General features: G+C 71.0%; 19 protein-coding genes. 11 read left to right on the top strand and 8 right to left on the bottom strand.

Going from position 1 to position 23,886, the window contains the following annotated elements; translation table 11 throughout:
- Positions 1-315 precede the first annotated feature (315 nt).
- Together metH and NCI01_RS18105 are read left to right on the top strand one after the other, a co-directional pair.
- Complete coding sequence (gene metH / locus NCI01_RS18100) at positions 316-4,026, top strand: methionine synthase (RefSeq protein WP_254183035.1); 3,711 nt, start codon at positions 316-318, stop codon at positions 4,024-4,026.
- Between the two features lie 35 nt (positions 4,027-4,061).
- Positions 4,062-4,841 (top strand): class I SAM-dependent methyltransferase, encoded by a 780-nt coding sequence (locus NCI01_RS18105; protein WP_254182892.1) that lies wholly within the window; start codon positions 4,062-4,064, stop codon positions 4,839-4,841.
- A gap of 102 nt (positions 4,842-4,943) precedes the next feature.
- Here NCI01_RS18105 and NCI01_RS18110 read toward each other — a convergent pair whose 3' ends face one another.
- Both NCI01_RS18110 and NCI01_RS18115 read right to left on the bottom strand, forming a co-directional pair.
- The gene (locus tag NCI01_RS18110; protein ID WP_254182893.1) at positions 4,944-5,141 is read right to left on the bottom strand and encodes a hypothetical protein; all 198 of its coding nucleotides are present in this window, start codon (positions 5,139-5,141) and stop codon (positions 4,944-4,946) included.
- On the bottom strand, positions 5,122-5,577 hold the full coding sequence (locus NCI01_RS18115) for a class I SAM-dependent methyltransferase (RefSeq protein WP_254182894.1): 456 nt from the start codon (positions 5,575-5,577) through the stop codon (positions 5,122-5,124). The genes NCI01_RS18110 and NCI01_RS18115 overlap by 20 nt, the downstream gene beginning before the upstream one ends.
- Positions 5,578-5,663: 86 nt before the next feature.
- Here NCI01_RS18115 and NCI01_RS18120 point away from each other — a divergent pair, with 86 nt between their 5' ends.
- The gene (locus NCI01_RS18120) at positions 5,664-6,035 is read left to right on the top strand and encodes a hypothetical protein (protein ID WP_254182895.1); all 372 of its coding nucleotides are present in this window, start codon (positions 5,664-5,666) and stop codon (positions 6,033-6,035) included.
- Between the two features lie 20 nt (positions 6,036-6,055).
- Here NCI01_RS18120 and NCI01_RS18125 read toward each other — a convergent pair whose 3' ends face one another.
- The 3 genes from NCI01_RS18125 to NCI01_RS18135 form a co-directional block, all read right to left on the bottom strand.
- The gene (locus tag NCI01_RS18125; protein WP_254182896.1) at positions 6,056-7,477 is read right to left on the bottom strand and encodes a GntP family permease; all 1,422 of its coding nucleotides are present in this window, start codon (positions 7,475-7,477) and stop codon (positions 6,056-6,058) included.
- A 136-nt stretch (positions 7,478-7,613) separates the two neighbouring features.
- Complete coding sequence (locus NCI01_RS18130; protein WP_254182897.1) at positions 7,614-7,976, bottom strand: phage holin family protein; 363 nt, start codon at positions 7,974-7,976, stop codon at positions 7,614-7,616.
- 138 nt (positions 7,977-8,114) lie between these two features.
- On the bottom strand, positions 8,115-9,776 hold the full coding sequence (locus NCI01_RS18135) for an alpha/beta-hydrolase family protein (protein WP_254182898.1): 1,662 nt from the start codon (positions 9,774-9,776) through the stop codon (positions 8,115-8,117).
- Between the two features lie 249 nt (positions 9,777-10,025).
- Between NCI01_RS18135 and NCI01_RS18140 the strand changes: the two genes are divergently transcribed.
- Positions 10,026-10,517 (top strand): DUF1269 domain-containing protein, encoded by a 492-nt coding sequence (locus NCI01_RS18140; RefSeq protein WP_254182899.1) that lies wholly within the window; start codon positions 10,026-10,028, stop codon positions 10,515-10,517.
- A gap of 23 nt (positions 10,518-10,540) precedes the next feature.
- On the opposite strand, the gene NCI01_RS18145 is transcribed toward NCI01_RS18140, so the two are convergent.
- Both NCI01_RS18145 and NCI01_RS18150 read right to left on the bottom strand, forming a co-directional pair.
- Positions 10,541-13,222: a helix-turn-helix transcriptional regulator gene (locus tag NCI01_RS18145; RefSeq protein ID WP_254182900.1), complete on the bottom strand. Its 2,682-nt coding sequence runs from the start codon at positions 13,220-13,222 to the stop codon at positions 10,541-10,543.
- 101 nt (positions 13,223-13,323) lie between these two features.
- Positions 13,324-13,554, bottom strand: a complete 231-nt coding sequence (locus NCI01_RS18150; RefSeq protein ID WP_504928447.1) for a DUF8691 family protein — start codon at positions 13,552-13,554, stop codon at positions 13,324-13,326.
- A 178-nt stretch (positions 13,555-13,732) separates the two neighbouring features.
- On the opposite strand from NCI01_RS18150, the gene NCI01_RS18155 reads away from it, so the two are divergent.
- From NCI01_RS18155 to NCI01_RS18180, 6 genes are all read left to right on the top strand, one after another.
- Positions 13,733-14,434, top strand: coding sequence for an HAD family hydrolase (locus NCI01_RS18155; RefSeq protein WP_254182902.1), 702 nt, complete (start codon positions 13,733-13,735; stop codon positions 14,432-14,434).
- 95 nt (positions 14,435-14,529) lie between these two features.
- Positions 14,530-16,200 (top strand): ABC transporter substrate-binding protein, encoded by a 1,671-nt coding sequence (locus NCI01_RS18160; protein ID WP_254182903.1) that lies wholly within the window; start codon positions 14,530-14,532, stop codon positions 16,198-16,200.
- 88 nt (positions 16,201-16,288) lie between these two features.
- On the top strand, positions 16,289-17,299 hold the full coding sequence (locus NCI01_RS18165; protein WP_254182904.1) for an ABC transporter permease: 1,011 nt from the start codon (positions 16,289-16,291) through the stop codon (positions 17,297-17,299).
- A 4-nt stretch (positions 17,300-17,303) separates the two neighbouring features.
- The gene (locus tag NCI01_RS18170) at positions 17,304-18,290 is read left to right on the top strand and encodes an ABC transporter permease (RefSeq protein ID WP_254182905.1); all 987 of its coding nucleotides are present in this window, start codon (positions 17,304-17,306) and stop codon (positions 18,288-18,290) included.
- Between the two features lie 3 nt (positions 18,291-18,293).
- Positions 18,294-19,310, top strand: coding sequence for an ABC transporter ATP-binding protein (locus NCI01_RS18175; RefSeq protein ID WP_254182906.1), 1,017 nt, complete (start codon positions 18,294-18,296; stop codon positions 19,308-19,310).
- Positions 19,307-20,476 (top strand): ABC transporter ATP-binding protein, encoded by a 1,170-nt coding sequence (locus NCI01_RS18180; protein ID WP_254182907.1) that lies wholly within the window; start codon positions 19,307-19,309, stop codon positions 20,474-20,476. Before NCI01_RS18175 ends, NCI01_RS18180 begins: the two co-directional genes overlap by 4 nt.
- Positions 20,477-20,522: 46 nt before the next feature.
- Here NCI01_RS18180 and NCI01_RS18185 read toward each other — a convergent pair whose 3' ends face one another.
- Positions 20,523-22,502: a RecB family exonuclease gene (locus NCI01_RS18185; RefSeq protein WP_254182908.1), complete on the bottom strand. Its 1,980-nt coding sequence runs from the start codon at positions 22,500-22,502 to the stop codon at positions 20,523-20,525.
- Positions 22,503-22,692: 190 nt separating this feature from the next.
- Between NCI01_RS18185 and NCI01_RS18190 the strand changes: the two genes are divergently transcribed.
- Positions 22,693-23,862 (top strand): site-2 protease family protein, encoded by a 1,170-nt coding sequence (locus NCI01_RS18190; RefSeq protein ID WP_254182909.1) that lies wholly within the window; start codon positions 22,693-22,695, stop codon positions 23,860-23,862.
- Positions 23,863-23,886: the final 24 nt, after the last annotated feature.

A 23,886-nucleotide genomic window follows, 5' to 3' on the forward strand; every position in this document is an offset into this window, starting at 1 on the left:
TGGGACATGAAGGCCTCCGTTGGTGAGACGTGGTTGCGTGGTAGCTCCACACCTCACCCGGAGGTCTTCGTCATCGTCCACCCGACCCGCCGTGCTCAACGTCCGTGGTCAGAACACCTAGGGCGCGACGCCCAGCCTTCCGTCCTGATTTCGCCGCCCGACGCGCCGAGTGCCACCATGTGGGAATCCAGTCCGCCTGTCGGACGACGTTCCTAGGCTGGCAGCACCGCCACCCGAGAGGAGCCACCACCCGTGGAGCCGCAGCACCGACCAGACGCCACCGCCGCCCTCACGGCGATCCTCGCTGAGCGGATCATGGTGCTGGACGGCGCGATGGGCACCGCGATCCAGCGCGACCGTCCCGACGAGGCGGGCTACCGCGGCGAGCGCTTCGCCGACCACCCCAGCGACCTGGTCGGCAACAACGACCTCCTCACGATCACGCAGCCGCACATCATCCGCACGATCCACGAGGAATACCTCCGTGCCGGCGCCGACGTCATCGAGACCAACACGTTCAACGCCAACGCGATCTCCCTGTCCGACTACGGCCTCGAGGACCTCGCCTACGAGCTCAACTACGAGTCGGCGCGGCTCGCCCGCCAGGCCGCCGACGCGGTGGCCACCGCCGAGCGGCCGCGCTGGGTCGCCGGCGCCCTCGGCCCGACGACCCGTACGGCCTCCATCTCGCCCGACGTCAACGACCCGGGCGCGCGCAACGTGACGTTCGACCAGCTCGCCGACGCCTACCTCGTCGCCGCGCGGGGCCTCGTCGACGGCGGGTCCGACCTGCTGATGATCGAGACGATCTTCGACACCCTCAACGCCAAGGCCGCGATCTTCGCGGTCGAGACGCTCTTCGAGGAGCAGGGCCGACGGTGGCCGGTCATCATCTCCGGCACCATCACCGACGCGTCCGGTCGCACGCTCTCGGGCCAGGTCACCGAGGCGTTCTGGGACTCCGTACGCCACGCCCGCCCGCTCGCGGTCGGCCTCAACTGCGCGCTGGGCGCCCGTGACATGCGGCCCTACGTCGCCGAGCTGTCGCGGCTCGCCGACTCGTTCGTCAGCGTCTACCCCAACGCGGGCCTGCCCAACGCGTTCGGCGAGTACGACGAGACCCCCGACCAGACGGCCGCGGTGCTCGCGGAGTTCGCCGAGGCCGGGTTCCTCAACCTCGTCGGCGGCTGCTGCGGCACGACGCCCGACCACATCGCCGCCATCGCGGGCGCGGTCGAGGGCAAGGTCCGCCGCGAGCCGGTCGACCACCAGCCGGTCATGCGGCTGTCCGGCCTCGAGCCGCTGACCATCACCGACGAGAGCCTGTTCGTCAACGTCGGCGAGCGCACCAACATCACCGGCTCCGCGCGCTTCCGCAAGCTCATCAAGGACGGCGACTACGACACCGCTGTCAGCGTCGCCGCCCAGCAGGTCGAGGCAGGCGCGCAGGTCATCGACGTCAACATGGACGAGGGCATGATCGACGGGGTCGCGGCGATGGACCGCTTCCTCAAGCTCGTCGCCTCCGAGCCCGACATCAGCCGCGTGCCGGTCATGGTCGACTCCTCCAAGTGGGAGGTCATCGAGGCCGGTCTCAAGTGCGTGCAGGGCAAGGCGATCGTCAACTCGATCTCGATGAAGGAGGGCGAGGAGGCGTTCCGCCACCACGCGCGCCTGTGCCGCAAGTACGGCGCCGCGGTCGTGGTGATGGCGTTCGACGAGGACGGCCAGGCCGACAACCTCGAGCGACGCAAGGCCATCTGCGAGCGCGCCTACCGCATCCTCGTCGACGAGGTCGGCTTCCCGCCCGAGGACATCATCTTCGACCCCAACGTCTTCGCCGTCGCGACCGGCATCGACGAGCACGCCACCTACGGCCAGGACTTCATCGAGGCCACGCGGTGGATCAAGCAGAACCTCCCGGGCGCCAAGGTCAGCGGCGGCATCTCCAACGTCTCCTTCTCCTTCCGCGGCAACAACCCCGTCCGCGAGGCGATCCACGCCGTCTTCCTCTTCCACGCCATCCGGGCGGGGCTCGACATGGGCATCGTCAACGCCGGGGCGCTCGTGGTCTACGACGAGGTCGACCCCGAGCTGCGCGACCGCATCGAGGACGTCATCCTCAACCGACGTCCCGACGCTGCCGAGCGTCTGCTCGAGATCGCCGAGGCACACAACCGCTCGGCCGAGGCGGCCGAGGTCGCCGAGGACGAGTGGCGTGGGCTGCCCATCAAGGAGCGGATCACCCACGCCCTGGTGAAGGGCATCGACGCCCACGTCGAGGCCGACACGGAGATCCTGCGCCAGGAGATCGCCGCCCGCGGTGGGCGCCCCATCGAGGTCATCGAGGGACCGCTGATGGACGGCATGAACGTCGTCGGCGACCTCTTCGGCGCCGGCAAGATGTTCCTGCCCCAGGTCGTGAAGAGCGCGCGCGTGATGAAGAAGGCCGTGGCCTACCTCATCCCCTTCATCGAGCAGGAGAAGCTCGACAACCCCGAGTACGCCACCGCCAAGGACACCAACGGCACCATCGTCATGGCGACGGTGAAGGGCGACGTCCACGACATCGGCAAGAACATCGTCGGTGTGGTGCTGCAGTGCAACAACTACGAGGTGATCGACCTCGGCGTCATGGTGCCAGCGCAGAAGATCCTCGACACCGCGGCCGAGGTGGGCGCCGACATCATCGGCCTGTCCGGGCTGATCACGCCGTCGCTCGACGAGATGGTCAACTTCGCCACCGAGATGCAGCGTCAGGGGCTCACCATCCCACTGCTCATCGGCGGCGCCACCACTTCGCGGGCCCACACGGCGGTGAAGGTCGACCCGAAGTACGACGGCCCGGTGGTCTGGGTCAAGGACGCCTCACGCTCCGTGCCCACGGCCGCCGCACTGCTGCACGAGACCGGGCGCGCGACGCTGATGGCGGACGTGAAGGCCGACTTCGACTCGCTGCGCACGCGGCACTCGGCCAAGAACGACCGGCCGATGGTCCCGTTCGAGCAGGCCCGTGCCAACGCCACCCCGATCGACTGGGCCGGCTACCAGCCGCCCACGCCCCGGGTGCTCCAGCAGGACCACGAGTCGTCGACGGTCGCCGGCACCCCGGTGTCACGGCACGTGCGCGTCCTGCGCGACCACGACCTGACGGTCCTGCGCGGCTACATCGACTGGCAGCCGTTCTTCAACGCCTGGGAGATGAAGGGCGCGTTCCCCGACATCCTCAACAACCCGAGCTCGGGTCCCGCCGCGCGCAAGCTCTACGACGACGCGCAGGAGATGCTCGACCGGATCGTGGAGGAGAAGTGGATCCGCGCCCACGGCGTGGTCGGCTTCTTCGGGGCCAGCTCGGTCGGAGACGACGTCGAGCTCTACCTCGACGGCGACCGGACGAGCGTGCACGCGCGCCTGCACCACCTGCGTCAGCAGGGCGCTCACCGCGAGGGCGTGCCCAACCGCTCCCTCGCCGACTACGTCGCCCCCAGGGACACCGGCCTGCCCGACCACGTCGGTGCCTTCGCGGTCACGGCGGGCGACGGCGTGCAGGAGCGGGTGGCCGCGTTCCGCGCCGACCTCGACGACTACAACGCGATCCTGCTCGAGTCGCTTGCCGACCGCCTGGCCGAGGCGTTCGCGGAGCACCTCCACGAGCTGGTGCGCAAGGAGCTGTGGGGCTACGCCCCCGACGAGGACCTCGACAACGTCGGGCTCATCAAGGAGCAGTACGACGGGATCCGGCCCGCACCGGGCTACCCCGCCTGCCCGGAGCACACCGAGAAGCAGACCCTGTGGGAGCTCCTCGACGTCGAGGAGCACACCGGCATCAAGCTCACCGAGTCGATGGCGATGTGGCCCGGTGCGTCCGTCAGCGGCTTCTACTACTCCCACCCGCAGTCGCAGTACTTCGTGGTGGGCCGGCTGGCCCGCGACCAGGTCGCTGACTACGCCGAGCGCAAGGGCTGGACCTTCGCCGAGGCCGAGCGGTGGCTCTCACCCAACCTCGGTTACGACCCCGAGGACTGAGGAGGGCCGGGCTCGGCAACTACGCTCGTGCCACGATGGCGACCGACGACTCCGAGCGCACGACGGCCCTCCACAGCCCCGATGGCGGCGACGCGAGCGGACCGTGGACCGAGCTCGCGACCGGCTATGAGCAAGCCCGAGCCAGGGAGGACTCGCTCGACCGGCTGGTCGAGTGGCCCGCGCAGCGCGACGTGCTCGGGGACGTCACCGGCCTGTCCGTGCTCGATGCCGGGTGCGGCAGTGGTGCGAAGCTCGCGCAACTGGTCCAGGACGGCGCGGTCGCCTCGGTCGGGATCGACATCAGTGGCAACTTCGTGAGTGAGTCACCCGACCTGCGACTCCTGCAGGGCGATCTCTCCGACCTGGCGGCCGTGCCTGACCTCGTCGGTCGGAGGTTCGACCGGATCCTGTTTCTCCAGTCGTTCGGCTATGCAAAGGATCCCGTCCACGCGCTCAGGTCGGCGCGGGCCCTGCTCGAGGACGACGGGTTCGTGCTGCTGACCCGGACCCAGCCGATCCGGTACGCCATCGAGCGCGCCGAGGAGAACGGAACCACGCTCGGTGAGGAGTACTTCTCCACCAGCTCGTTCTCCTACCGCCACCGCAGCTGGAACGACGGCGTCACGCTGACCAAGCGGCCCTACACGATGTCGGACCTGCTCAACATCTTCAGCGCAGCGGGGATGTGGGTCGAGAAGGCCGTGGAGCCGCAGATGTCCCGCGAGATCGCTCAGCGGTATCCCCACAAGCAGGCCGTGCTGGACAAGTACCTCGGCATCCTCGTGTTCAGGTTGCGACCGCTGCCGGGCCGGTAGCCCTGGCGAGGACGACAGCCTCCATCCACCGTCGTGTGGCGGCAGGGGGCCGCCCACGTGCCGCGGCAGGTGCGCGTGGATCGCGGCCCGGGCCACGCAGTGCTAGGCGCGTGCCGTGACGAGCAGGCGGTCCGGGGTGCGCCGCCCGGCTCCGTCGCGCATCTCGATCCGGCCGTAACCCGCGCGGGTGAGTCGACGGTGCATCTCGTCGCGTGTCCAGGGGCGCATCTCGAACAGGAACTCACTCACCTCCGATGTCTCATCGCGGTCGCTGTCGAGCTCATGGCGCTCCTCCACCACGATGCGTCCGTCGTTCCACGTCCAGAGCGCCCTCCCTCTCGTCATCCGTCAGCAGGTCGTTGAGCACGCCCCGAGCGACCACGGCGTCGAACGCTCCGGTGATGGCGGGTGCACAGAGGTCTGTCACGACAGCGGGCGCGCCGGGGCAGCGCTTGCGGGCGATCCTGATCAGCGCCTCCGAGGCGTCGAGCAAGGTGACGTCGTGCCCGCGTTCGACGAGTGCCGCAGCGTGGCGCCCCGTGCCGCAACCGGCGTCCAGCACGCGTGCGTCGCGGAGCCCAGCGTCCCGCAGTGCTTCGTCCACGGCCGCGACCCACGGTTCGACCGGGTCCGAGACCAGGGCGTCGTAGGCGTCGGCATGGCGGTGGTAGAACGGCCGCTCACGGGCCACGTCAGCGGAACGAGATGCCACCCCGACAGCCTGCCACGCGGCCATCGGCACGTGTCTCCCAGGATGGGTGTCCGGCCAGTCGCTACCCTGATCCGCACCACGGCAACGGGCCGGTTCTGCGGGGGGATCTCATGAGTGACGTGACAACGACCACGCGAGCTGCCGCAACGGTGCACGAGGGCGCCCGCTTCCGTGCCTTCACGGCCCTGGGCCTGGCCCTGGCCGCGCTCATGGGTGGCGGCGTCGTCGCGAACGGGCTGCAGTGGCTGCTCACCTACCGGCTCCCGGCCCAGTTCCCGGCCGGCCCCGGAGACCCGTTGTACGGGTTGGTGATCGGAGGCGTTCCTGTGGCGATGAGCCTGGTCGCCCTGTGGTTGGCGTCCGGCGCCACGTCGTCGGCCGACGCCCTCGCGAAGCCGATCGCCCGTTCCAGCCAGGTGCTGTCGGTCATTGCCGTCCTGGGTGCCGTCGTGCTGGTGATCGCGGTGTCGACGCAACCCTGAGGGAGCGGGGGACACCCCCGTCAGAGGACGACGGCCGCCAGCATCACGAGCGGCAACGAGACGACGGAGGCCACCGACGTCACCAGCGTCAGCGTCTTGAGCGTGCCCTTGGTCGACAGGCCGAGCAGCGACTTGAACATCCAGAAGAAGTTGCTGTTGACCTGCAGCGCGAACATCGCGCCCGACGCGATCGCCAGGCCGATCACGATGGGGGAGACGGTCAGCGAGTCGAGGATCGGGGCGATGATGCCGGCGGCGGTGATGGCGGCCACGGACACCGACCCGATGGCGAGGTGCAGGACCGCGGCGATGAACCACGCCAGCAGGATGCTGAGCACGACGGGAGCGCCCGCGTCGGCCTGGAACAGGTCGCCCAGTACGCTGTCGAGACCGGTGGCCTCGATGACCGCGCCAAGCGAGCCACCGACACCGGTGATGAGGAGGATCTCGCCGGTGGTGTGGAAGCCGTCCTCCATCGCCTCGTTGGTGTGCTCGCGTCCGGACGAGGCGCGGGAGAGGCCGTACGCCCCGAGCAGGCCGATGAAGAGCGCGATGTTGGCGTCGCCCAGGAAGGCGATGAAGGCGTTGGACCAGCCACCGAGCTCGGCGAAGGCCCCGAAGGCGATCAGCAGGAGCGGCACCAGGATGGGCAGCATCAGGGTGACCAGCGGGAGCTGGCGTACGCCCTCCTGCTGCTTGACGGCGACGGCCTGCGACTCGCTGCGGGCGACCGCCTCCTCCGAGGAGGCCACCTCGCCCGTCAGGTAGGCGCGATCGGCCGCCTCCTGCTCCGCCATGGCCTCGTCGACCTCCTCGTCGGTCTCGGGGTCCCAGAACCCGCCGGCCGAGAAGAGCAGCCGCATGAGGAGCGTGGAGACGAGGGCGGTGAGCAGGCCGATGACGACGCCGTGGACCAGCCAGTCCCCGAGGCGGATGTCGAGCAGGCCGGCGATGGAGATCGCGGCCAGGCCGGGGATCACGAAGACGTAGCCGGCGAAGATCCCGCAGCCGAGCGCGGAGGCGAGGACGGGGAGGCCGACCTTGCCGATGAAGGGCGACGCGGACCGGGCGACCGGTGCGGCGAGCACGACCTGCACGTCGACGTAGATCGACGGCATGACGACGGCGAGCATCGAGGTCAGGGCGTAGGGCAGCCGCGCGGAGCCGACCCGCTGGACCAGCAGCGCCACCAGGCGCCGGAAGGCCCCGGTGGCGTGCAGCAACGACCCGATGAGCACACCGAAGCCGATCAGCAGACCGACCTCGGCCATGATCCCGCCGAAGCCCGTGGTGATCGCCTCGACCGTCCCCGCGAACCCGACGCCGGCGGCGATGCCGAGGTAGAGCGACCCGAGGATCAGCGAGATGACCGGATCGATGCGTCCCTTGATGATCAGCGCGATCACCAGGACGATCGCGACGGCGGTGTGCAGGGCGACCATGGTCTCTCTCCCAGGGCAGGCGGCATCCCCGAGAGGCCTCCCGAGGGGCCCTCTGTCTACCGGTGCGGGAGGGGCGTTGGCCAGCGGGCGCGCTCGTGGTCCCGCCAGGCGGAACGTCCGGGGGCGCGGTCGGCCCTCAGCGTGCGACGAGCCGCTCGCCCGCCCAGCCGAGTGCCACCGAGAAGACGGTCACCATCAGGGCGAACGTGATCGCAGCGAGGAGGCCGTCGATGTCGAGGCGCGTGGTGAACGCCGAGGCCAGCCACACGATGCACCCGTTGACCACGAGCGTGGTGGCTGCGAGCACCAGCACCCGGTCCGACGTCGGCAACCACCGGATGAGCAGCTGGGCCACGACGTTGGCGGCAGCGACGAGGACGGCCACCACGAGTGCCGAGAGCGGACCACCCGAGAAGTCGACGTCGGGTGTCACCCAGGCGGCCAGGACCACGGCCAGGGCGAGGAGGGACCACCGCAGCAGGAACATCACGATGACCACGCGTCCTCCTCCTGGCCGGGTCGCTGTCCGGCCACCCCGTCCGGCACCCCGCACTCTGCCGCTCACCGACCGGGCGACCTTCACCCGAACCGGGGGAGATGAACCCGCTCCGGTTGGCCCCGCGCCGGTCGACCCCGCTCACCGGGAAATGGTGGCCAGGCGCTCGCGCAGCAGCGCGACCCGCTCCTCGTCCCAGCCCGGTGGTCGCACCACGGCGTACCACGCGCTCAGTGGCTGGGTGCCGTACTTGTGGCCGTGGTCCTCGTCGAAGTCGTTGCTCACCGCCATGTCGACGGCGAGCTGGAGGAAGGTCGTCACCGGCGCCCACCGGATGGCCGGGTTGACCGACGGGTCGAGCGGCTCCTCGAGCCAGTCGGGCTCGTCGGCCAGGGTGTCCCAGTCCCACCACACGATCGGGTCGTCGCCGTGCTGCAGGAACACCGAGTGGGCGGTCCTGCCCTCCACGTCGCCGACCCGGTTGGCGAAGAGGAACGCCTCGCCGTCGCCGACGACAGGACGCACCTGCGGCGAGCCCGGCTCACGCACCCGCTCGGCCTCGCGTCGCAGCCGCATCGTCTCGGGCGGCCCGACCCAGACGGCTCCGTCGACCCGGTCCTGGCTGTCGGCGAGGGAGTCGAAGACCTGCGACCCGCCGAAGGAGCCCAGGCTCTCCCCGGCGATGTAGAGGTCGGGGCGCTCGGAGCCCTGAGCCGCGAGCCGGTCCTCGACCGCCTCGAAGAGGGCGACGGCGGTGTCGCCTGCCGCGGCCGACTCGGAGATGAACGCGAGCGGGCTGGGCAGGTGCGAGTACTGCACGGTGACCGTGGCGATGTCGCCGGCGTGGAAGTACTCCAGCGGCTGCACGAGCTGCTCATTGATCCAGCCCGTCCCCGTCGGGACCACCACCAGCAGCGCGCTGCGCTCGAACCCGCCGAAGCGCTCCAGCTCGCGCACGGCCAGGTCGACCCGCTCCTCGACGGTGTCGGCGGAGGCGCGTCCGACGAACACCCGGACGGGTTCGACGACCTCACCGGTGGCGAGTCCCTCGAGGTCGTCGGTGGTCGGTCCTCGGGTGAGGAAGCGTCGGCCCTCCCGTCCCGCCTCCGCCCAGTCCACGTCCGACGCCGGCCCGCCCGATCGCAGCCGCGACGTCGGAGGGTTGGGCGCGCCCTCGAGGTCCCGGTCGCCGAGCGCGAACCCGGCGTTGAGCCCGTCGAGCGTGCGCTCCAGCACGAAGGTGTTGAGCGAGGCCAGCAGCGCCCAGCCGACCAGGACGAGGGCGAGGCCGCCGGCGATCCAGGCGGGCAGCACCCGGGTCCCCACCCGGGTGACCGCGCGCCAGACGAGCTTCAGCAGGCGGGCCACCACGAACAGGGCGAGGGCCACGACGACGGCCAGCACGAGCGTGCCACCGAAGACGACGCCGTACGACGACCGCGCGTAGCCGAGCCGCTCCCAGGTCCACCGGTGGGCGTCGACCGCGTCGAGCGCCGCCCACGTCGCGTAGGCCAGGCAGAGGCCGAGCACCGTCAGGCGCACCCACCGGTCCGCCGACGGGGTGAAGGGTCGCCTCGGCCACCCGAACCGGACCCACAGGCCCCGGACGAGCCGGGTGAGGCCGAGTCCCACTCCGTAGCCGAGGGCGAACGAGAGGCCGGCCAGCACGCCCTGGAAGACCCACGACCGGACGAGCAGCGACGGCGCCAGCGACTGGGCCGCGAGCCAGGTCGCCAGCACGAGGCCCAGCAGGCTGGGCCGTCGGAGCAGGCGCGACCAGCGGGACTCCACCTGGTTCGCCACCTCAACCCGCCTCGCGCACCCGGACGAGCCCGCACAGCGGGAAGTCGATCACGTCGGGTCCTCCGATCCTCGCCGGTCGGTGCGACCGCACGAACCACGATGACGCGCGCAGGGACCCGTGCATACCCCTGATCCGGGCGAGGTCGACCGCTCACGCCTGCCACGGAGTCGCTCACCCGGATCGGGGGAGCCAGTGGGCTCCCGGCGCGCGCAGCATCGGCGTACACCACGGACGAAAGGGACGCACCCATGGGAACGCTCACGGTCTGGAAGTTCGACACCGCCTCGGGAGCCGATGACGCGACGGAGACGCTGCGGGAGCTGTCCTCGCAGCACCTGATCACCATCCACGACGCAGCCACCGTGCGGTGGGACGAGGGGAAGCGCAAGCCGAAGACCAAGCAGCTGCACAACCTCGCCGGCGAGGGTGCCCTGGGCGGCGCCTTCTGGGGCATGTTGTTCGGCCTGATCTTCTTCGTCCCCCTGCTGGGCGCCGCCATAGGCGCGGCGTCGGGAGCGCTGGCCGGCTCGCTGCGGGACGTCGGCATCGACGACAGCTTCATCGACCGGGTCCGTGACGAGGTGACACCCGGGACCTCGGCGCTCTTCGTGATGAGCTCCGACGCCGTGATGGACAAGGTGCGCGAGGCCTTCTCCACCAACCGGCCCGAGCTGATCTTCACCAACCTGACCAACGAGCAGGAAGACGCGATCCGGCACGCGTTCGCCGACGAGGCCTGATCTTCTCCGCTCCTGCGTGCGGGTCAGATGAGGCGCAGGCGGCGGGCGGTGGAGAGCGCCTCGCTCCGTCGGCCTGCGCCGAGCTTGTTGTAGAGGCTCGACACGTGGGTCTTCACGGTGTTCTCGGAGACGTAGAGCCCGGCAGCGATGTCGGCGTAGGTCGCTCCCCGGGCGAGCTCGCGCAGCACGTCGCGCTCGCGTGGGCTCAAGCGCGTCGTGACGAGCGCGTCGGTGGCTGACGCCCACTCCCTGGTCGTGGCCGTGGACGGCGCGAGGTCGGCCGTGATGTCGGAGTGCTCGCGGGTGAGCTCGCGCAGCGCGCCGAGCCAGGTCGTGGGATCGGCGTCGCCCAGCTCGGTGAGGATGGTGTGGACGGGCGTGCCGTGACGGGACCAGCCGAGGAAGGGCACGTAGTTGCCGCGGCTCTCGGTCGCGCGGACGGCCTCGAGCACGACCTCGCGAGCGGGCCCGTGCTCCCCGAGGGCGTGGAGGAGCTGCCCGCGCCCCACGAGGGCCAGCGCCCGGCACGGAGGCTGGTCGAGCATGCGGTGGCCGACCGCGGCCGCGAGGTGCTCGGCGGCGTGGCGGAGGTCGCCGACCAGGTCGGCCTCGACACCGCGCAGGAGCAGGGCCTCGCCCGTCGAGCCGTGGGCGTCGAGCTCGTCGGCGAGGCTCCTGACGGTCGGGCGGTCGTCGCACAGGGCGGCGAGGTAGGCGCGCTCGACCAGGACGGTGGCCCGCAGGTGGCGGGGCAGGCCGGGCACGTCCATGATCCCCTGGAGGGTCTGCTCGGCGCCGATCACCGATCGTCCGGTCAGGTGCACCCGCGCGTCGTGGACCTGTTGCCAGAACCGTGTCGTGGTGTCGGCGGGGTGGAGGACCGCGGCGGTCGGGATCTGTCCCCCTGGCGACTGGTCCGGCCCGGTGGGGACGGGCAGCGTCGACATGCGCGCGAGCGCGCCGTAGAGCTCGGCCCGGTGGCGGATCACGGGGAACACGGTCGCCAGGTGCTTCATCGCGTGCAGGCTGCGCTCCGCCAGGCGCTGGGCGACGTGCTCGCGCCCGCGCATGTAGTAGAGGCCGGCCAGGTGGGTGAACGCCGATGCCGCATGAGCAGGCATGTCCAGCTCGTCGCCGAGCTGCGCCGCGCGGAGCAGGTTGGCCTCGGCAGGGACCGCCAGGCCGAGCTTGAGCTGGGCGATGCCGAGCTCGGCGAGGACGTGGGGCTGCAGGTCGGACGGCGTGCGGGAGAACGCCGTGGAGCCCACGACCTGCTGCGCCTCCTGCACCACCGGTGCGAGGTCCTCGAATCCGGCGCGTGCGCGCATCAGGTGGGCACACAGCACCTGTGCCGTCAGGCGCGGGCTGGCCGCGACGTCGTCCGCCGACCGCGCGACCAGGCGGTCCAGCCAGTGCATGGTCGAGGTGATGTCGCCGTGGGTCCATCGCTCGACCGCCAGGACGAACCAGCACTCGGGATGTGCGTCGACGACGTCCGGCCACCGGTGGGCGAAGGTGACGACGTCCTTGCCGTGGCCCCGGGTGAGGAGCCGGGTGCCGTCCTCGACCAGCTGGCGCACGGCCGGCTCGGCGAGCCCGATGTCGGCCAGCCGCCCGAAGGCGTCGTCGCGGGCGCCCCTGCTCGCGTCGAGCTGAACGGCTCGCAGGACGCTTGAGCGGGCCCGCTCGACGTCGACCCCGCCGGCGCTGATGCGACGTCGTACGACCTCGGCGAGGAGCGGGTGGATCCGGAAGCGGGGCGTCTCCGCGGGCCGGGGTCCGGTGCGCGGTGGTGCGGCGAGCGGACTGTGCTCGGACCGCGTGACCAGCAGGCCGGTCGACTCGAGGCCGTCGAGGACGAGCCCGGCACCGCGGTCGTGGGTCAGGTGCGCTGCCCGCTCCGCGGACACCTCGTGCTCGCTCGCGGTGCACAGCAGCAGGTGGCGCTCACGGGAGCTGAGCGTGGAGAAGACCTCGTTGACGACCTGGTCGGCGACGGTCGAGCCGCCCTGCGCCAGCCGTCGTACGGCGCCCTGCTGGTCCGGGGACGCCGCCACCAGCCTCGAGGCCAGGACCGCGACCGCACACCAACCGTCGGCGTGGGCGGCGATCGCCGAGACCACCTCGGGCGAGGACGGCCCGACGTGCCGCTCGATCAGCTGCGAGCTCTCGTCGGCCGAGAGGCGCAGCACGTCGCCCCGCAGCTCGGTCAGGTGGCCGCGCAGCTGGGGTGCGATCCGGGTCAGCGGCAGGTCCCAGCGGCTCAGGAGCAGGAGCCGCATGGTGTGCGGTGCGCCGGTGAGCCGGTCGTCGATGAGGCGCACGGCCGACGAGGGCAGGGCGTGGGCGTCGTCGACGACCAGCAGGCGAGGCGGACCTCCGCCGGCGCGCTCCGGGTCACCGAGGGCGGTCTCGACGACCGCGTGGTCCAGGCCGCGCCCCGCGTCGAGCCACAGCACGTCGCCGCGCGACGCGCGCGGCCGCGCGTTGCGGAGCCACCCCGCCACGCCGAGGGTCTTGCCCGCACCGGCCGGCGCGACCAGGGTCACGATCGTCGACCCGGCCGCGGCATCGAGGCGGCGCCACAGGTCGAACCGCGCCACGAAGGTCTGCGGCAGGTGGGGGACACCCGCCTCGTCGTCCCGGACCCCGTCGTCGTGCCGGCCCGGAGCACGGTCCCGAGCCGACCGTGCCGTCTCCCCCATGGCGTCGGGCCTCTCGCCGCAGCAGCGTCGACGCCCGTCCCGCTCGCCCTCGCACCCTCCCGAGTGCCCGATCCCCGGCGACGGCAGGTCGTCCCCGCGCCTCACCCGTTCGGGTGAGACGGGGTCGAGCCTAGTCCAGCAGGCTCGGGCATCGTCAACACGTCGACCACGCCGATGCCGAGGCTGGTCAGCAGGCTGATGACACCCTGGAGCTCCTCCTGGTCGGCGACCTCGCCCGAGAGCACCGTCTGCGGGCGCTGCGGCACGGCGACGAGGTGCGGGAACGCCGTGAGGGCGTCCGGCGACAGCTCGGCATCGACGCGGATCATCATCCTCGGCACCCGGACCCTCCTCGCACCGTCGGGGACCCGGGAGTGGCGGGTCCTCAGCTGGACCGTAGGCCGACGAGTCCCCGGCTGCCTCCCACGGATCGGGCGAGGCACGTCGGCCCCGGCGACGCACCCGAGGGGGCGTCGGAGGCCGCCGACCCGCCTCGGTAGGGTCTCGCGGGTGACTTCTCCGGCGCTGTCGTCCTTGCCCGCCGCGGTCCTCTGGGACATGGACGGGACGCTCGTCGACACCGAGCCCTACTGGATCGCCACCGAGTACGCGATGGCGGAGAAGTACGGCGGCACCTGGTCGCACGAGCACGCGATGAACCTCGTGGGCAACGCGCTGCTGGCGTCCGGCGACTACATCCGGGTCCACATGGGCATCGACCGCACGCCGCAGCAGATCGTCGACGAGCTGCTCGACGGGGTGGTCGCGCGCGTCGAGGTCGAGGTGCCGTGGCGCCCGGGCGCGCGCGAGCTGCTCGCGGACCTGGTGCGGTCGGGGGTTCCCTGCGCCCTCGTCACCATGTCGTGGCAGCGCTTCGTCGACCCGATCCTGGCGCAGCTGCCCGAGGGCGCGTTCGCCAGCGTCGTCACCGGTGACCGCGTCGAGCTCGGCAAGCCCCACCCCGAGCCGTACCTCACCGCGGCCGCCGAGCTCGGCCACGCGCCGGGCGACTGCGTCGCCATCGAGGACTCCAACACCGGTGCCACGTCGGCCGTGGCCGCCGGCTGCACCGTCCTGTGCGTGCCGCACCACGTGCCGATCCTCGAGGGCGAGCGACGGGTCTTCGTCGACACGCTGAGCGGGTTGGACACGGCCGGCCTGGCCCGGCTGGTGAGTGGTGGCGCGCGGGACGTCGAGGTGGCCAACACGTGATCGGACCGTGACCGTGTCGGTGTGGCCCGGGTCACACGAGCCGGTCTAGGGTGCGGGGACGACCCTGATCGGATAACGGACGGAAGGACCTCGGCATGTCTGTGAAACGCACCGTGGCGACCTGGACCACGGCGGTCCTGGCAGCAGCCACCCTCGCGAGCTGCGCCGAGAGCGAGCGCGACGGTGGCGGTGAGGGAGGGGGCAGCGAGGACGCCGGTACCTTCGTGTTCGGCGCCGCCGGCGCTCCCGAGATGTTCGACCCGTTCTACGCCACGGACGGCGAGACCTTCCGTGTGACCCGTCAGATGTTCGAGGGCCTCCTCGGCATCGAGCCCGGCAGCGCCGAGGTCGTCCCCGAGCTCGCCACGGAGTGGGAGCCCAACGAGGACGGCACGGAGTGGACGTTCACGCTCCGCGACGACGTCACCTTCCACGACGGCGAGCCCTTCAACGCCGAGGCGGTCTGCTACAACTTCGAGCGGATGTTCGACCAGAACGAGGCCGGCCAGACCGCGGGCGAGTACTGGGGCTACGTCATGGGCGCCTTCGCCAACGACGCGGAGAACTCGCTCTACCAGGGCTGCGAGGCGACCGACGAGTTCGAGGCCGTCATCACGATCAGCGGCCCCACGTCCGGGTTCCCGACCATGCTGACGCTCGAGTCGCTCTCCATGCAGTCGCCCAAGGCCCTCGAGGAGGGCGACGCCAACGGCATCGCCGCCGAGGGCGAGGGCTTCAGCTTCCCGGCCTACGCCGACGCCCCCGTCGGCACCGGTCCGTTCACTTTCGGCGAGTACGACGAGGCCAACGGCGAGATCACCCTCGCCCGCAACGACGACTACTGGGGCGACACGGCCAAGGTCAGCGAGCTCGTCTTCCGGGTGATCCCCGACGAGAGCACCCGCCGCCAGGAGCTGGAGGCCGGCAGCATCAACGGCTACGACCTCCCCAACCCGGTCGACTGGGCCGGTCTCGAGGAGGACGGCAACAGCGTCGAGGTGCGCGACCCGTTCAACATCCTCTACCTCGGGCTCAACCCCGAGGCCAACCCCCAGCTCAAGGACCTCAAGGTCCGCCAGGCCCTCTACCACGCCCTCAACCGTGAGCAGCTCGTCCAGACCCAGCTGCCCGAGGGCGCCGCGGTGGCCACGCAGTTCATGCCGGACACGGTGAGCGGCTACAACACCGAGCTCGAGCCCTACCCCTACGACCCGGACGAGGCGAAGCGCCTGCTCCAGGAGGCCGGGGCGGAGGGCATGGAGCTCACCTTCGCCTACCCGACCGAGGTGAGCCGGCCCTACATGCCGGACCCGGAGAAGATCTTCGAGGCCCTGCGCACCGACCTCGAGGCCGTGGGCGTCAAGGTCGACGTGAAGACCGCCTCCTGGAACGGCGGCTACCTCGACAACGTCACCGCCGGGCGCTACGACGCCTACATCCTCGGCTGGACCGGCGACTACGACTCGGCCTACAACTTCATCGGCACGTTCTTCGGCAACCTCAAGGAGAACGACTTCGGCACGTCTGCCTATCCCTGGGGCAAGCAGCTCGCCGACGACCTGAAGGCGGCCGACGCCGTCGTGGACGAGGACGAGCGCGGCGCCGCCTTCGAGGAGATCAACGGCCAGATCATGGAGGAGTACCTCCCCGGCCTGCCGATCAGCCACTCGCCTCCTGCCCTCGTCGTCGGTCCCGGGGTCGAGGGCGTGGTGCCCAGCCCGCTCACGGCCGAGGAGTTCGACACGGTCACCGTCGGAGGGGAGTGACTCCCGCCCGTCGCTGACCGACCTGCGCCAGGTCCGGGGGTCGTCGTGACCGACGGCCCCCGACCGGCGCGGGCGTGGGAGGAGATCGATGCTTCGCTTTGTCCTTCGACGACTGCTCCAGATGTGCGTGGTCGTCCTCGTGCTGTCCATGCTGCTGTTCGCGTGGCTGCGCTCCCTGCCGGGCGGGCCGGTCTCGGCCATCCTGGGCGAGCGCCAGACGCCCGAGCGGCGCGCCGCCCTCGAGGCCGCCCTGGGCCTCGACGAGCCGCTGCCGGTCCAGTACCAGAAGTTCCTGCAACGGGTGCTCCAGGGCGAGTTCGGCGTGTCCACGAAGGTGCTGCCCGGCACCGACGCGCTCGACGTCTTCCTCACCAGGCTCCCTGCGACGATCGAGCTGGCGGTCCTGGCGCTGCTGCTGGCCGTCGTGATCGGCATCCCGCTCGGCTACTTCGCGGCGCGACGCGCCGGATCGGCCGTCGACACCACCACCGTGATCTTCTCGCTGATCGGAGTCGCCGTCCCGGTGTTCTTCACCGCATTCCTGCTGAAGTACTTCTTCGCCGTGGAGTGGAACCTGTTGCCGGTCTCCGGACGGCAGAGCACCGGGATCGACGCCACCCGGGTGACCGGCCTGTTCGTCCTCGACGGCATCCTCACGCGCGAGTGGGACGCGGCGTGGGACGCCCTCAAGCACCTGATCCTGCCGGCGCTGGCACTGGCCACGATCCCGTTCGCGGTGATCTTCCGCATCACCCGCGCGTCGGTCCTCGACGTGCTCGACGAGGACTACGTGCGCACGGCCGAGGCCAAGGGACTGAGCACCGGGGTCATCCGGTCCCGTCACGTGCTGCGCAACGCCATGCTGCCCGTCCTCACCACCATCGGCCTCCAGGCCGGCGGTCTCCTGGCCGGAGCGGTGCTGACCGAGACCGTCTTCTCCTACCGCGGGGTGGGGGAGGCGCTGGCCACCTCGTTCCGTGAGAAGGACTACGCCGTGCTGCAGGTCCTGATCCTGGCGGCGGCCGTGATCTACGTCGTGATCAACCTGCTGGTCGACATCGCGTACGCCGTCATCGACCCGCGGATCCGGACGAGGTGAGGGCATGAGCGACCCCATCGACCCAGCCGTCGCCGAGGACGTCCGCCGTCCGTCCTACGGCCAGCGGCGCCGCGACCGGATCGACGCCCTCGCCCAGGCCGGCGCGGTCGACGACACCCCCGGCGTCTCGCTGATCCGCGGAGCGTGGCTCCGCCTGCGCCGCAACCCGGTCTTCCTGACCGGCGCAGCGATCACCGTGTGCTTCGTCGTGCTGGCGATCATCGCGCCGTGGATCGCACCGTGGGACGTCACTGCCCGCCCCCTGCTCGACGAGGTGCGGCCCCAGACCAACCCGGTGCCCGGCCCGCAGCCGGGGCACCCGCTCGGCGGCGACGACCGGGGACGCGACCTGCTGTCCCGCCTCATCGTGGGCAGCCGACAGACGCTGATCGTGGGCGTCTTCGCGACCCTGTTCGGCCTGATCGGCGGCGTCATCCTGGGGACCATCGCCGGCGCCATCGGCGGCGCGGTCGACTCGCTGGTCATGCGCATCGTCGACGTGATGCTGTCGATCCCCTCGCTGCTCCTCGCGTTCACCGTCGCCTCGCTGGCACGCAGCCCCAGCCAGTGGACGCTGATCGTGTCGATCGCGATCATCCAGATACCGATCTTCGCGCGGCTGCTCCGCGGGTCGATGCTGGCCCAGAGGAGCAGCGACCACGTCCTCGCCGCACGCTCGCTGGGCGTCAAGAAACGCGCGATCGTGTTCCGGCACATGCTGCCCAACTCGATCGGTCCGGTGATCGTCCAGGCGACGCTCTCCCTCGCGGTGGCGATCATCGATGCCGCCGCACTCTCCTTCCTGGGCCTCGGCAACCCCGACCAGAGACAACCCGAGTGGGGACAGATGCTCGGCCTGGCACAGCGCTACATCTCCGAGGCGCCGCACCTGGCGTTCTACCCGGCCGGGTGCATCATCGTCGTCGCGCTCGGGTTCACGCTGATGGGCGAGTCGCTCCGCGAGGCCCTCGACCCCAAGACGAGGAGGTGACCTGTGACCCAGCACCAGACGATCCGCAGCTCGCCGCGATCGACCGAGCCCCTGCTGTCCGTGCGCGACCTGCGGGTCACCTTCCAGCGCCGCGACGAGCGGGCGTTCAAAGCCGTGGACGGTGTCAGCTTCGACGTACGCCCGGGGCAGACCGTCGGCCTGGTCGGTGAGTCCGGCTGCGGCAAGTCCGTCACCTCCCTCGCGATCATGGGGCTGCTGCCCAAGCGCGGCAACACCGTGGAGGGAGAGGCGGTCTTCGACGGCGATGACCTGCTGTCACTGTCGCCGTCGCAGATGCGCGACCGCCGGGGTGCCGACATCGCGATGATCTTCCAGGACCCGCTGTCCTCGCTCAACCCCGTCATCACGATCGGCCGCCAGGTCACCGAGGTCATGGAGCGGCACCAGGGCCTCAGCCGCAAGGAGGCGACGCCGAAGGCCGCCGAGCTGCTCGACCGCGTCGGCATCCCGGATCCGAAGGCCCGACTGGCCAACTACCCCCACCAGCTCAGCGGCGGCATGCGGCAACGCGCGCTGATCGCCATGGCGCTCGCCTGCAGTCCGCGTCTGCTGATCGCCGACGAGCCGACGACGGCCCTCGACGTGACGATCCAGGCCCAGATCCTGGCGCTGCTCAAGGAGCTGGTCGTCGACACCGGCACCGCGTTGGTGATGATCACCCACGACCTCGGTGTCGTGGCCGGGCTGTGCGACGAGGTCAACGTCCTCTACGGCGGCAAGATCGTCGAGCGCGGTGGGCGCCACGGGCTGTTCCGGCAGCCGCGGCACCCCTACACGGTCGGCCTGCTCGACTCGATCCCGCGCCTCGACGCGCCGCGCGGGGAGAAGCTCAACCCGGTGCCGGGGTCGGTGGCCGACAACCTGCCCTGGGACTCGGCGTGCGCGTTCGCCCCGCGGTGCTCGCACCGGGTGGATGTCTGCACCCGGGAGATGCCCCGGTGGGACGGCGACGACGTCGTCGGGTTCCGCTGCTTCAACCCGGTGGGAGGACCACGATGACCGACCACGCCGACCACGCCGGCCACGCTGACCACGCGGGCCGCGACGGCGACTCCGACGTCCTCCTCGAGGTCCGCGGCCTCGAGGTCCACTTCCCGATCAAGAGCGGGCTCATCTTCGACCGCACGGTCGGCCACGTCCGGGCCGTCGACGGCGTCGACCTCCGCATCCGGCGCGGTGAGACCTACGGGCTCGTGGGGGAGTCCGGCTGCGGCAAGTCCACGCTCGGCAAGGCCATCCTCAAGCTCGAGCCCCCGACCGCAGGGTCGGTCGTCTTCGACGGCACCGACATCGCCTCGCTCGAGGGCGAGGAGCTGCGACGTGCGCGCAAGCGCTTCCAGATGGTCTTCCAGGACCCGCTGTCCAGCCTCGACCCGCGGCAGACCGTCGAGTCGATCCTGATCGAGGGCATGCGCGCCCACGGCCTCGACACCGACAAGGCGACGACCCAGGCCCGGCTGCGCGAGCTGATGTCGGCCGTCGGGCTGCCCCCGGCCGGCCTGTCCAAGTACCCCCACGAGTTCTCCGGCGGCCAGCGCCAGCGCATCGGCATCGCCCGCGCGCTGTCGGTCGGGCCCGACCTCATCGTGGCCGACGAGCCGGTCAGCGCGCTGGACGTCTCGATCCAGGCCCAGGTGATCAACCTGTTGCAGGACCTCCAGGACGAGCTCGGTCTCACCTACCTCGTCGTCGCCCACGACCTGGCCGTCGTGCGCCACATCAGCGACCGGATCGGCGTGATGTACCTCGGCGGGCTGGTCGAGGAGTCCGGCGCCGCCGAGCTCTACGACCTGCCGCTGCACCCCTACACGCGGGCCCTGATGTCCGCGGTGCCCGTCCCGGACCCGCTGGTGGAGGACTCGCGCGAGCAGATCCTGCTGTCGGGCGACCTGCCCTCACCGGCCAACCCGCCGACCGGCTGCCGCTTCCACACGCGCTGCCCCTGGCGGCAGGAGACGCGGTGCGACACCGAGCGGCCCGAGCTGCGCGTCGTGGAGGTCGAGGGCGCCTCGCCCGGGCACCGGGTGGCCTGCCACTTCGCCGAGGAGATCGCCTCCGGGGCGATCCAGCCGCACGACGTCGAGCCCGTGCTCGTCGCCGAGGGCTTCAGTGGGCCGGTCACCGGGCCCGCGCCACCGCCTCCGGACGCCTACTCCACCCCCTAGCGTCCGGCCCAACGTCCGGGCGGAAGTGCGGCGGCACGAGCGGGTGTCAGTCGGAGGACTCGTCCACAGAGGCATCGGCGGCGGGCGGCACGGCCTCCGGCAGGGGCGGGACGGTGCCGCCCTTCGTGGGGCAGTACTGGTGGAACGAGCACCAGTCGCACAGGCGCGACGGGCTCGGCCGCCAGTCGCCCGACTCGTGGGCGAGGCGGATCGCCCGCCACACCGCCTCGACCTTGCGCTCCGTCGCGCGGAGGTCGTCCTCGTCGGGCTCGTAGCGGAGGATCTCGCCGTTGCCGAGGTAGATCAGCTGGAGCACCGACGGCACGACGCCGCGCAGCCGCCAGAGGACGAGGGCGTAGAAACGCATCTGGAACAGCGCCTTGGCCTCATAGCCCTCGGCGGGCGCCTTGCCCGTGTTGTGCGTCGGAATGAAGCCGGTGCCGCACAGGTACATGGCGTCGGCAGCGTCGACCGACACGCACTGTGTGGGAACCGAGGGAACTCGCGCCACGGAGGCGATGACTCTCCTCGACGCGAGTGCATGCTGTAGCGGCGTGGTGGCGCCCCGACAGGCATTCGCCTTCCTCGGCAGGGAGAACGGGTTGAACCAGGTCGGGGTGAACTCGATGACGTGCCAGATGCGGTCGTCCCGCACAGCATTCACGTAAGGCTTCTGGAAGTGACACGGGTTAATGCCCAATGTGTGCAGAAGCTCGACCACGCCAGCGGCCAGTCGATCGTCTGTCGTGGTGAAGCCCGCCCGTCGACGAACCTTGTTCCACCAACCATCGGTGTCCATCAGTCCGCGTAGCAGCTCGATCCGCTGGTGGGTCCCACTTCGGAGGTAGCGGAGGGGGATGTGCTTGTGATGCAGAAGCCCCTCACGACGCAGCAGCCCTGTGAGCGAGAGGTTGGACTGAGTCTGGTCGGCATGTCGAGACTCACTCGCGCACCGGCGACTGGGGTGGCCGGACGTGGGCGGCTTGAACTCATCGTGCCCGTAGGTGCACTGGTCGGGGCGCTTGCCCGGCGTGATCCGATGAGCACTGCTGTCCTCACGGACCCGCGCAGATCCGTGCCAATTGTCCTTGACCAGGACCGTCATGTCGTGGACGTCGTCGCGTCCAACCGTCAACGAACCAGCGCGGCAGTCACCGTCGCCCAGCCACGCTCCCAGCAGCCACGGCGGGATGGGCAAGTCGATCCGGTCCGTGAGCTCGAGTGCGTGGGCTGCGGTCACCCACATAGAGCTCGGGCGACCCTGATCCCGTAGTGCCGTCAGCTCTGAGAGCAGTCCTTCGGTGTCCATGATCTGTTCGGTCTGCTCTTGCCTGCGGGTGACGGTCACCCGCCACAGATGAACGTTGTCAGCAACGACCGACGACCCGTCGCGGAACGTCACTCGGTAGCAGGGGCGATCGTGGACCGACGACTTCAACGTGACTGTGGTCGGACGGCCGTCCGACCCGATGAGCTGGTCGCCGACCTCTACCTCTGCCATGGTCGTCCAGCCGGTCGGCGTCGGCAGCGGTGTGTCGATGGCCAGCCCCTTGTAGTCCACCACCCTGATCCGACCGTCGGGCGCCACGTCGACGCGGTCGACGAACCCACGCAGCAACAGCTTGGACTCGAGCAGCGCCTCGACGTAGAGCTCGCGCTCGGCGGGCTCGAGGCGGCGCGGGTCCTCGAGGTCGAAGTAGCGGTCGAGCACGGTGCGGCAGGAGGCGAGCCAGGCAGCGAGGTCGGGCCCCTCGGCGCCGAACATCTCGGCCAGCCCCGGCTCCGCCTCCAGCAGGGCTTCCCACGCCGGCACGAGCATGTCACCGGCGCGCTCGGGCGTGCGGTCGGCGGCGGGGACGTCGAAGAGGTCCTCGAGCACCTTGTGCACGACCGTCCCGCGGACGGCGTCGGGAGACGGCGGCTCGGGCAGGCGGTCGATCGTGCGGAAGCGGTAGAGCAGGGGACAGGCCAGGAAGTCACCGGCCCGGCTCGGCGAGATCGCCCCCAGGACCTCGACGCCGTCCACCGGTGTCGAGACCCGCTCGGCGGGGGACTCGGGCGCACCGGCAGACGCGGCGGCCGGTGCCGCGGCGGACGGGGTGGGGAGGGGGATCGTCATGGCGCGCTTCACCCTAGGCGAGGCGTACGACAGTCCCGCGGGCGCCGCCGCCCGCGCGGCCACCGCTCGCGGCGGGCCCCTTGGCTAGGGTTGTGACGTGGCAGACCCGACCGATCCAGCCCGCGACGACGGACCGCGGCATTCGGCTCCGCGCGCCCCGGGCACGCTGCGGATCGGGTCCATCGCCGGCATCGACGTGCTCATCACGACCTCGTGGTTCGTGGTCGCCGCGCTCATCTCGCTGACGTTCGGGCCCCGCATCGAGGCCGCGCAGCCCGGCCTCGGCTTCTGGAGGTACGTCGCCGGCTTCGCCTTCGCAGTCGTGCTCTACCTCTCGGTACTGCTCCACGAGGCCTCCCACGCGGTCGTCGCCAAGCGGCTGGGCTACGGCGTCAACTCGATCACGCTGCACTTCCTCGGCGGCATGACCGAGGTCGACGGCCAGTCGAAGCGCCCGCGCCACGAGTTCTGGATCGCCGTGGTCGGTCCGCTGACCTCCATCGCCGTCGGCGTTGTGGCCGGCCTCCTGGTCCGGGTGACGCCGGACGGGTTGCTCGACGAGGCGCTGTTCCTGCTGGCCGGCGCCAACCTGCTCATCGGCGTGCTCAACCTGGTGCCCGGACTGCCGCTCGACGGCGGACGCGTGCTCAAGGCGCTCGTCTGGGGTGCCTCCGGAAACCAGCACCGCGCCACCATCGTGGCCGGGTGGGGCGGCCGCCTCACTGCGCTCGCGCTGCTGGCGTGGCCGCTGGTGCAGGAGCAGGTCACCGACGAGCCGCCCACCATCCTCGACCTCGTCCTCGTGTTCATCCTCGGGCTGTTCCTGTGGACCGGAGCGACCGCCGCGATGGCCCACGCGCGGCTCCGGCAGCGGCTCCCTGCCCTGGTCGCGCGTCCGCTCGCGCGTCGTACGCTCACCGTCCCCGAGGACCTGCCGCTGGCCGAGGCCGTCCGGCGGGCGCAGGAGGCCCAGGCCGGCAGCATCGTCACCGTCACGCCCGACGGCACCCCCGTGGGCATCGTCAGCGAGGCGGCCGTGACCGCCATGCCGGCCGAGCGTCGTCCGTGGGTGGCCGTCTCGGCCGTGGCCCGCACGATGGAGGAGGGCCTCACCCTGCCCGCCGGGGTCGCCGGCGAGGACCTCATCCTGGCCATCAGCCGGCGTCCGGCGGAGGAGTACCTCCTCGTCGAGGCCGACGGGCAGATCTACGGCGTGCTGTCGACCGCCGACGTCGACCGGGCCTTCCGCGACAACGCTCGCCGCTGAGGGAAATCCGCCCTCGCGATACTA

The organism is Nocardioides pinisoli (assembly GCF_024199985.1).
In the GTDB taxonomy this organism is placed as follows: Bacteria; Actinomycetota; Actinomycetes; order Propionibacteriales; family Nocardioidaceae; genus Nocardioides; species Nocardioides pinisoli.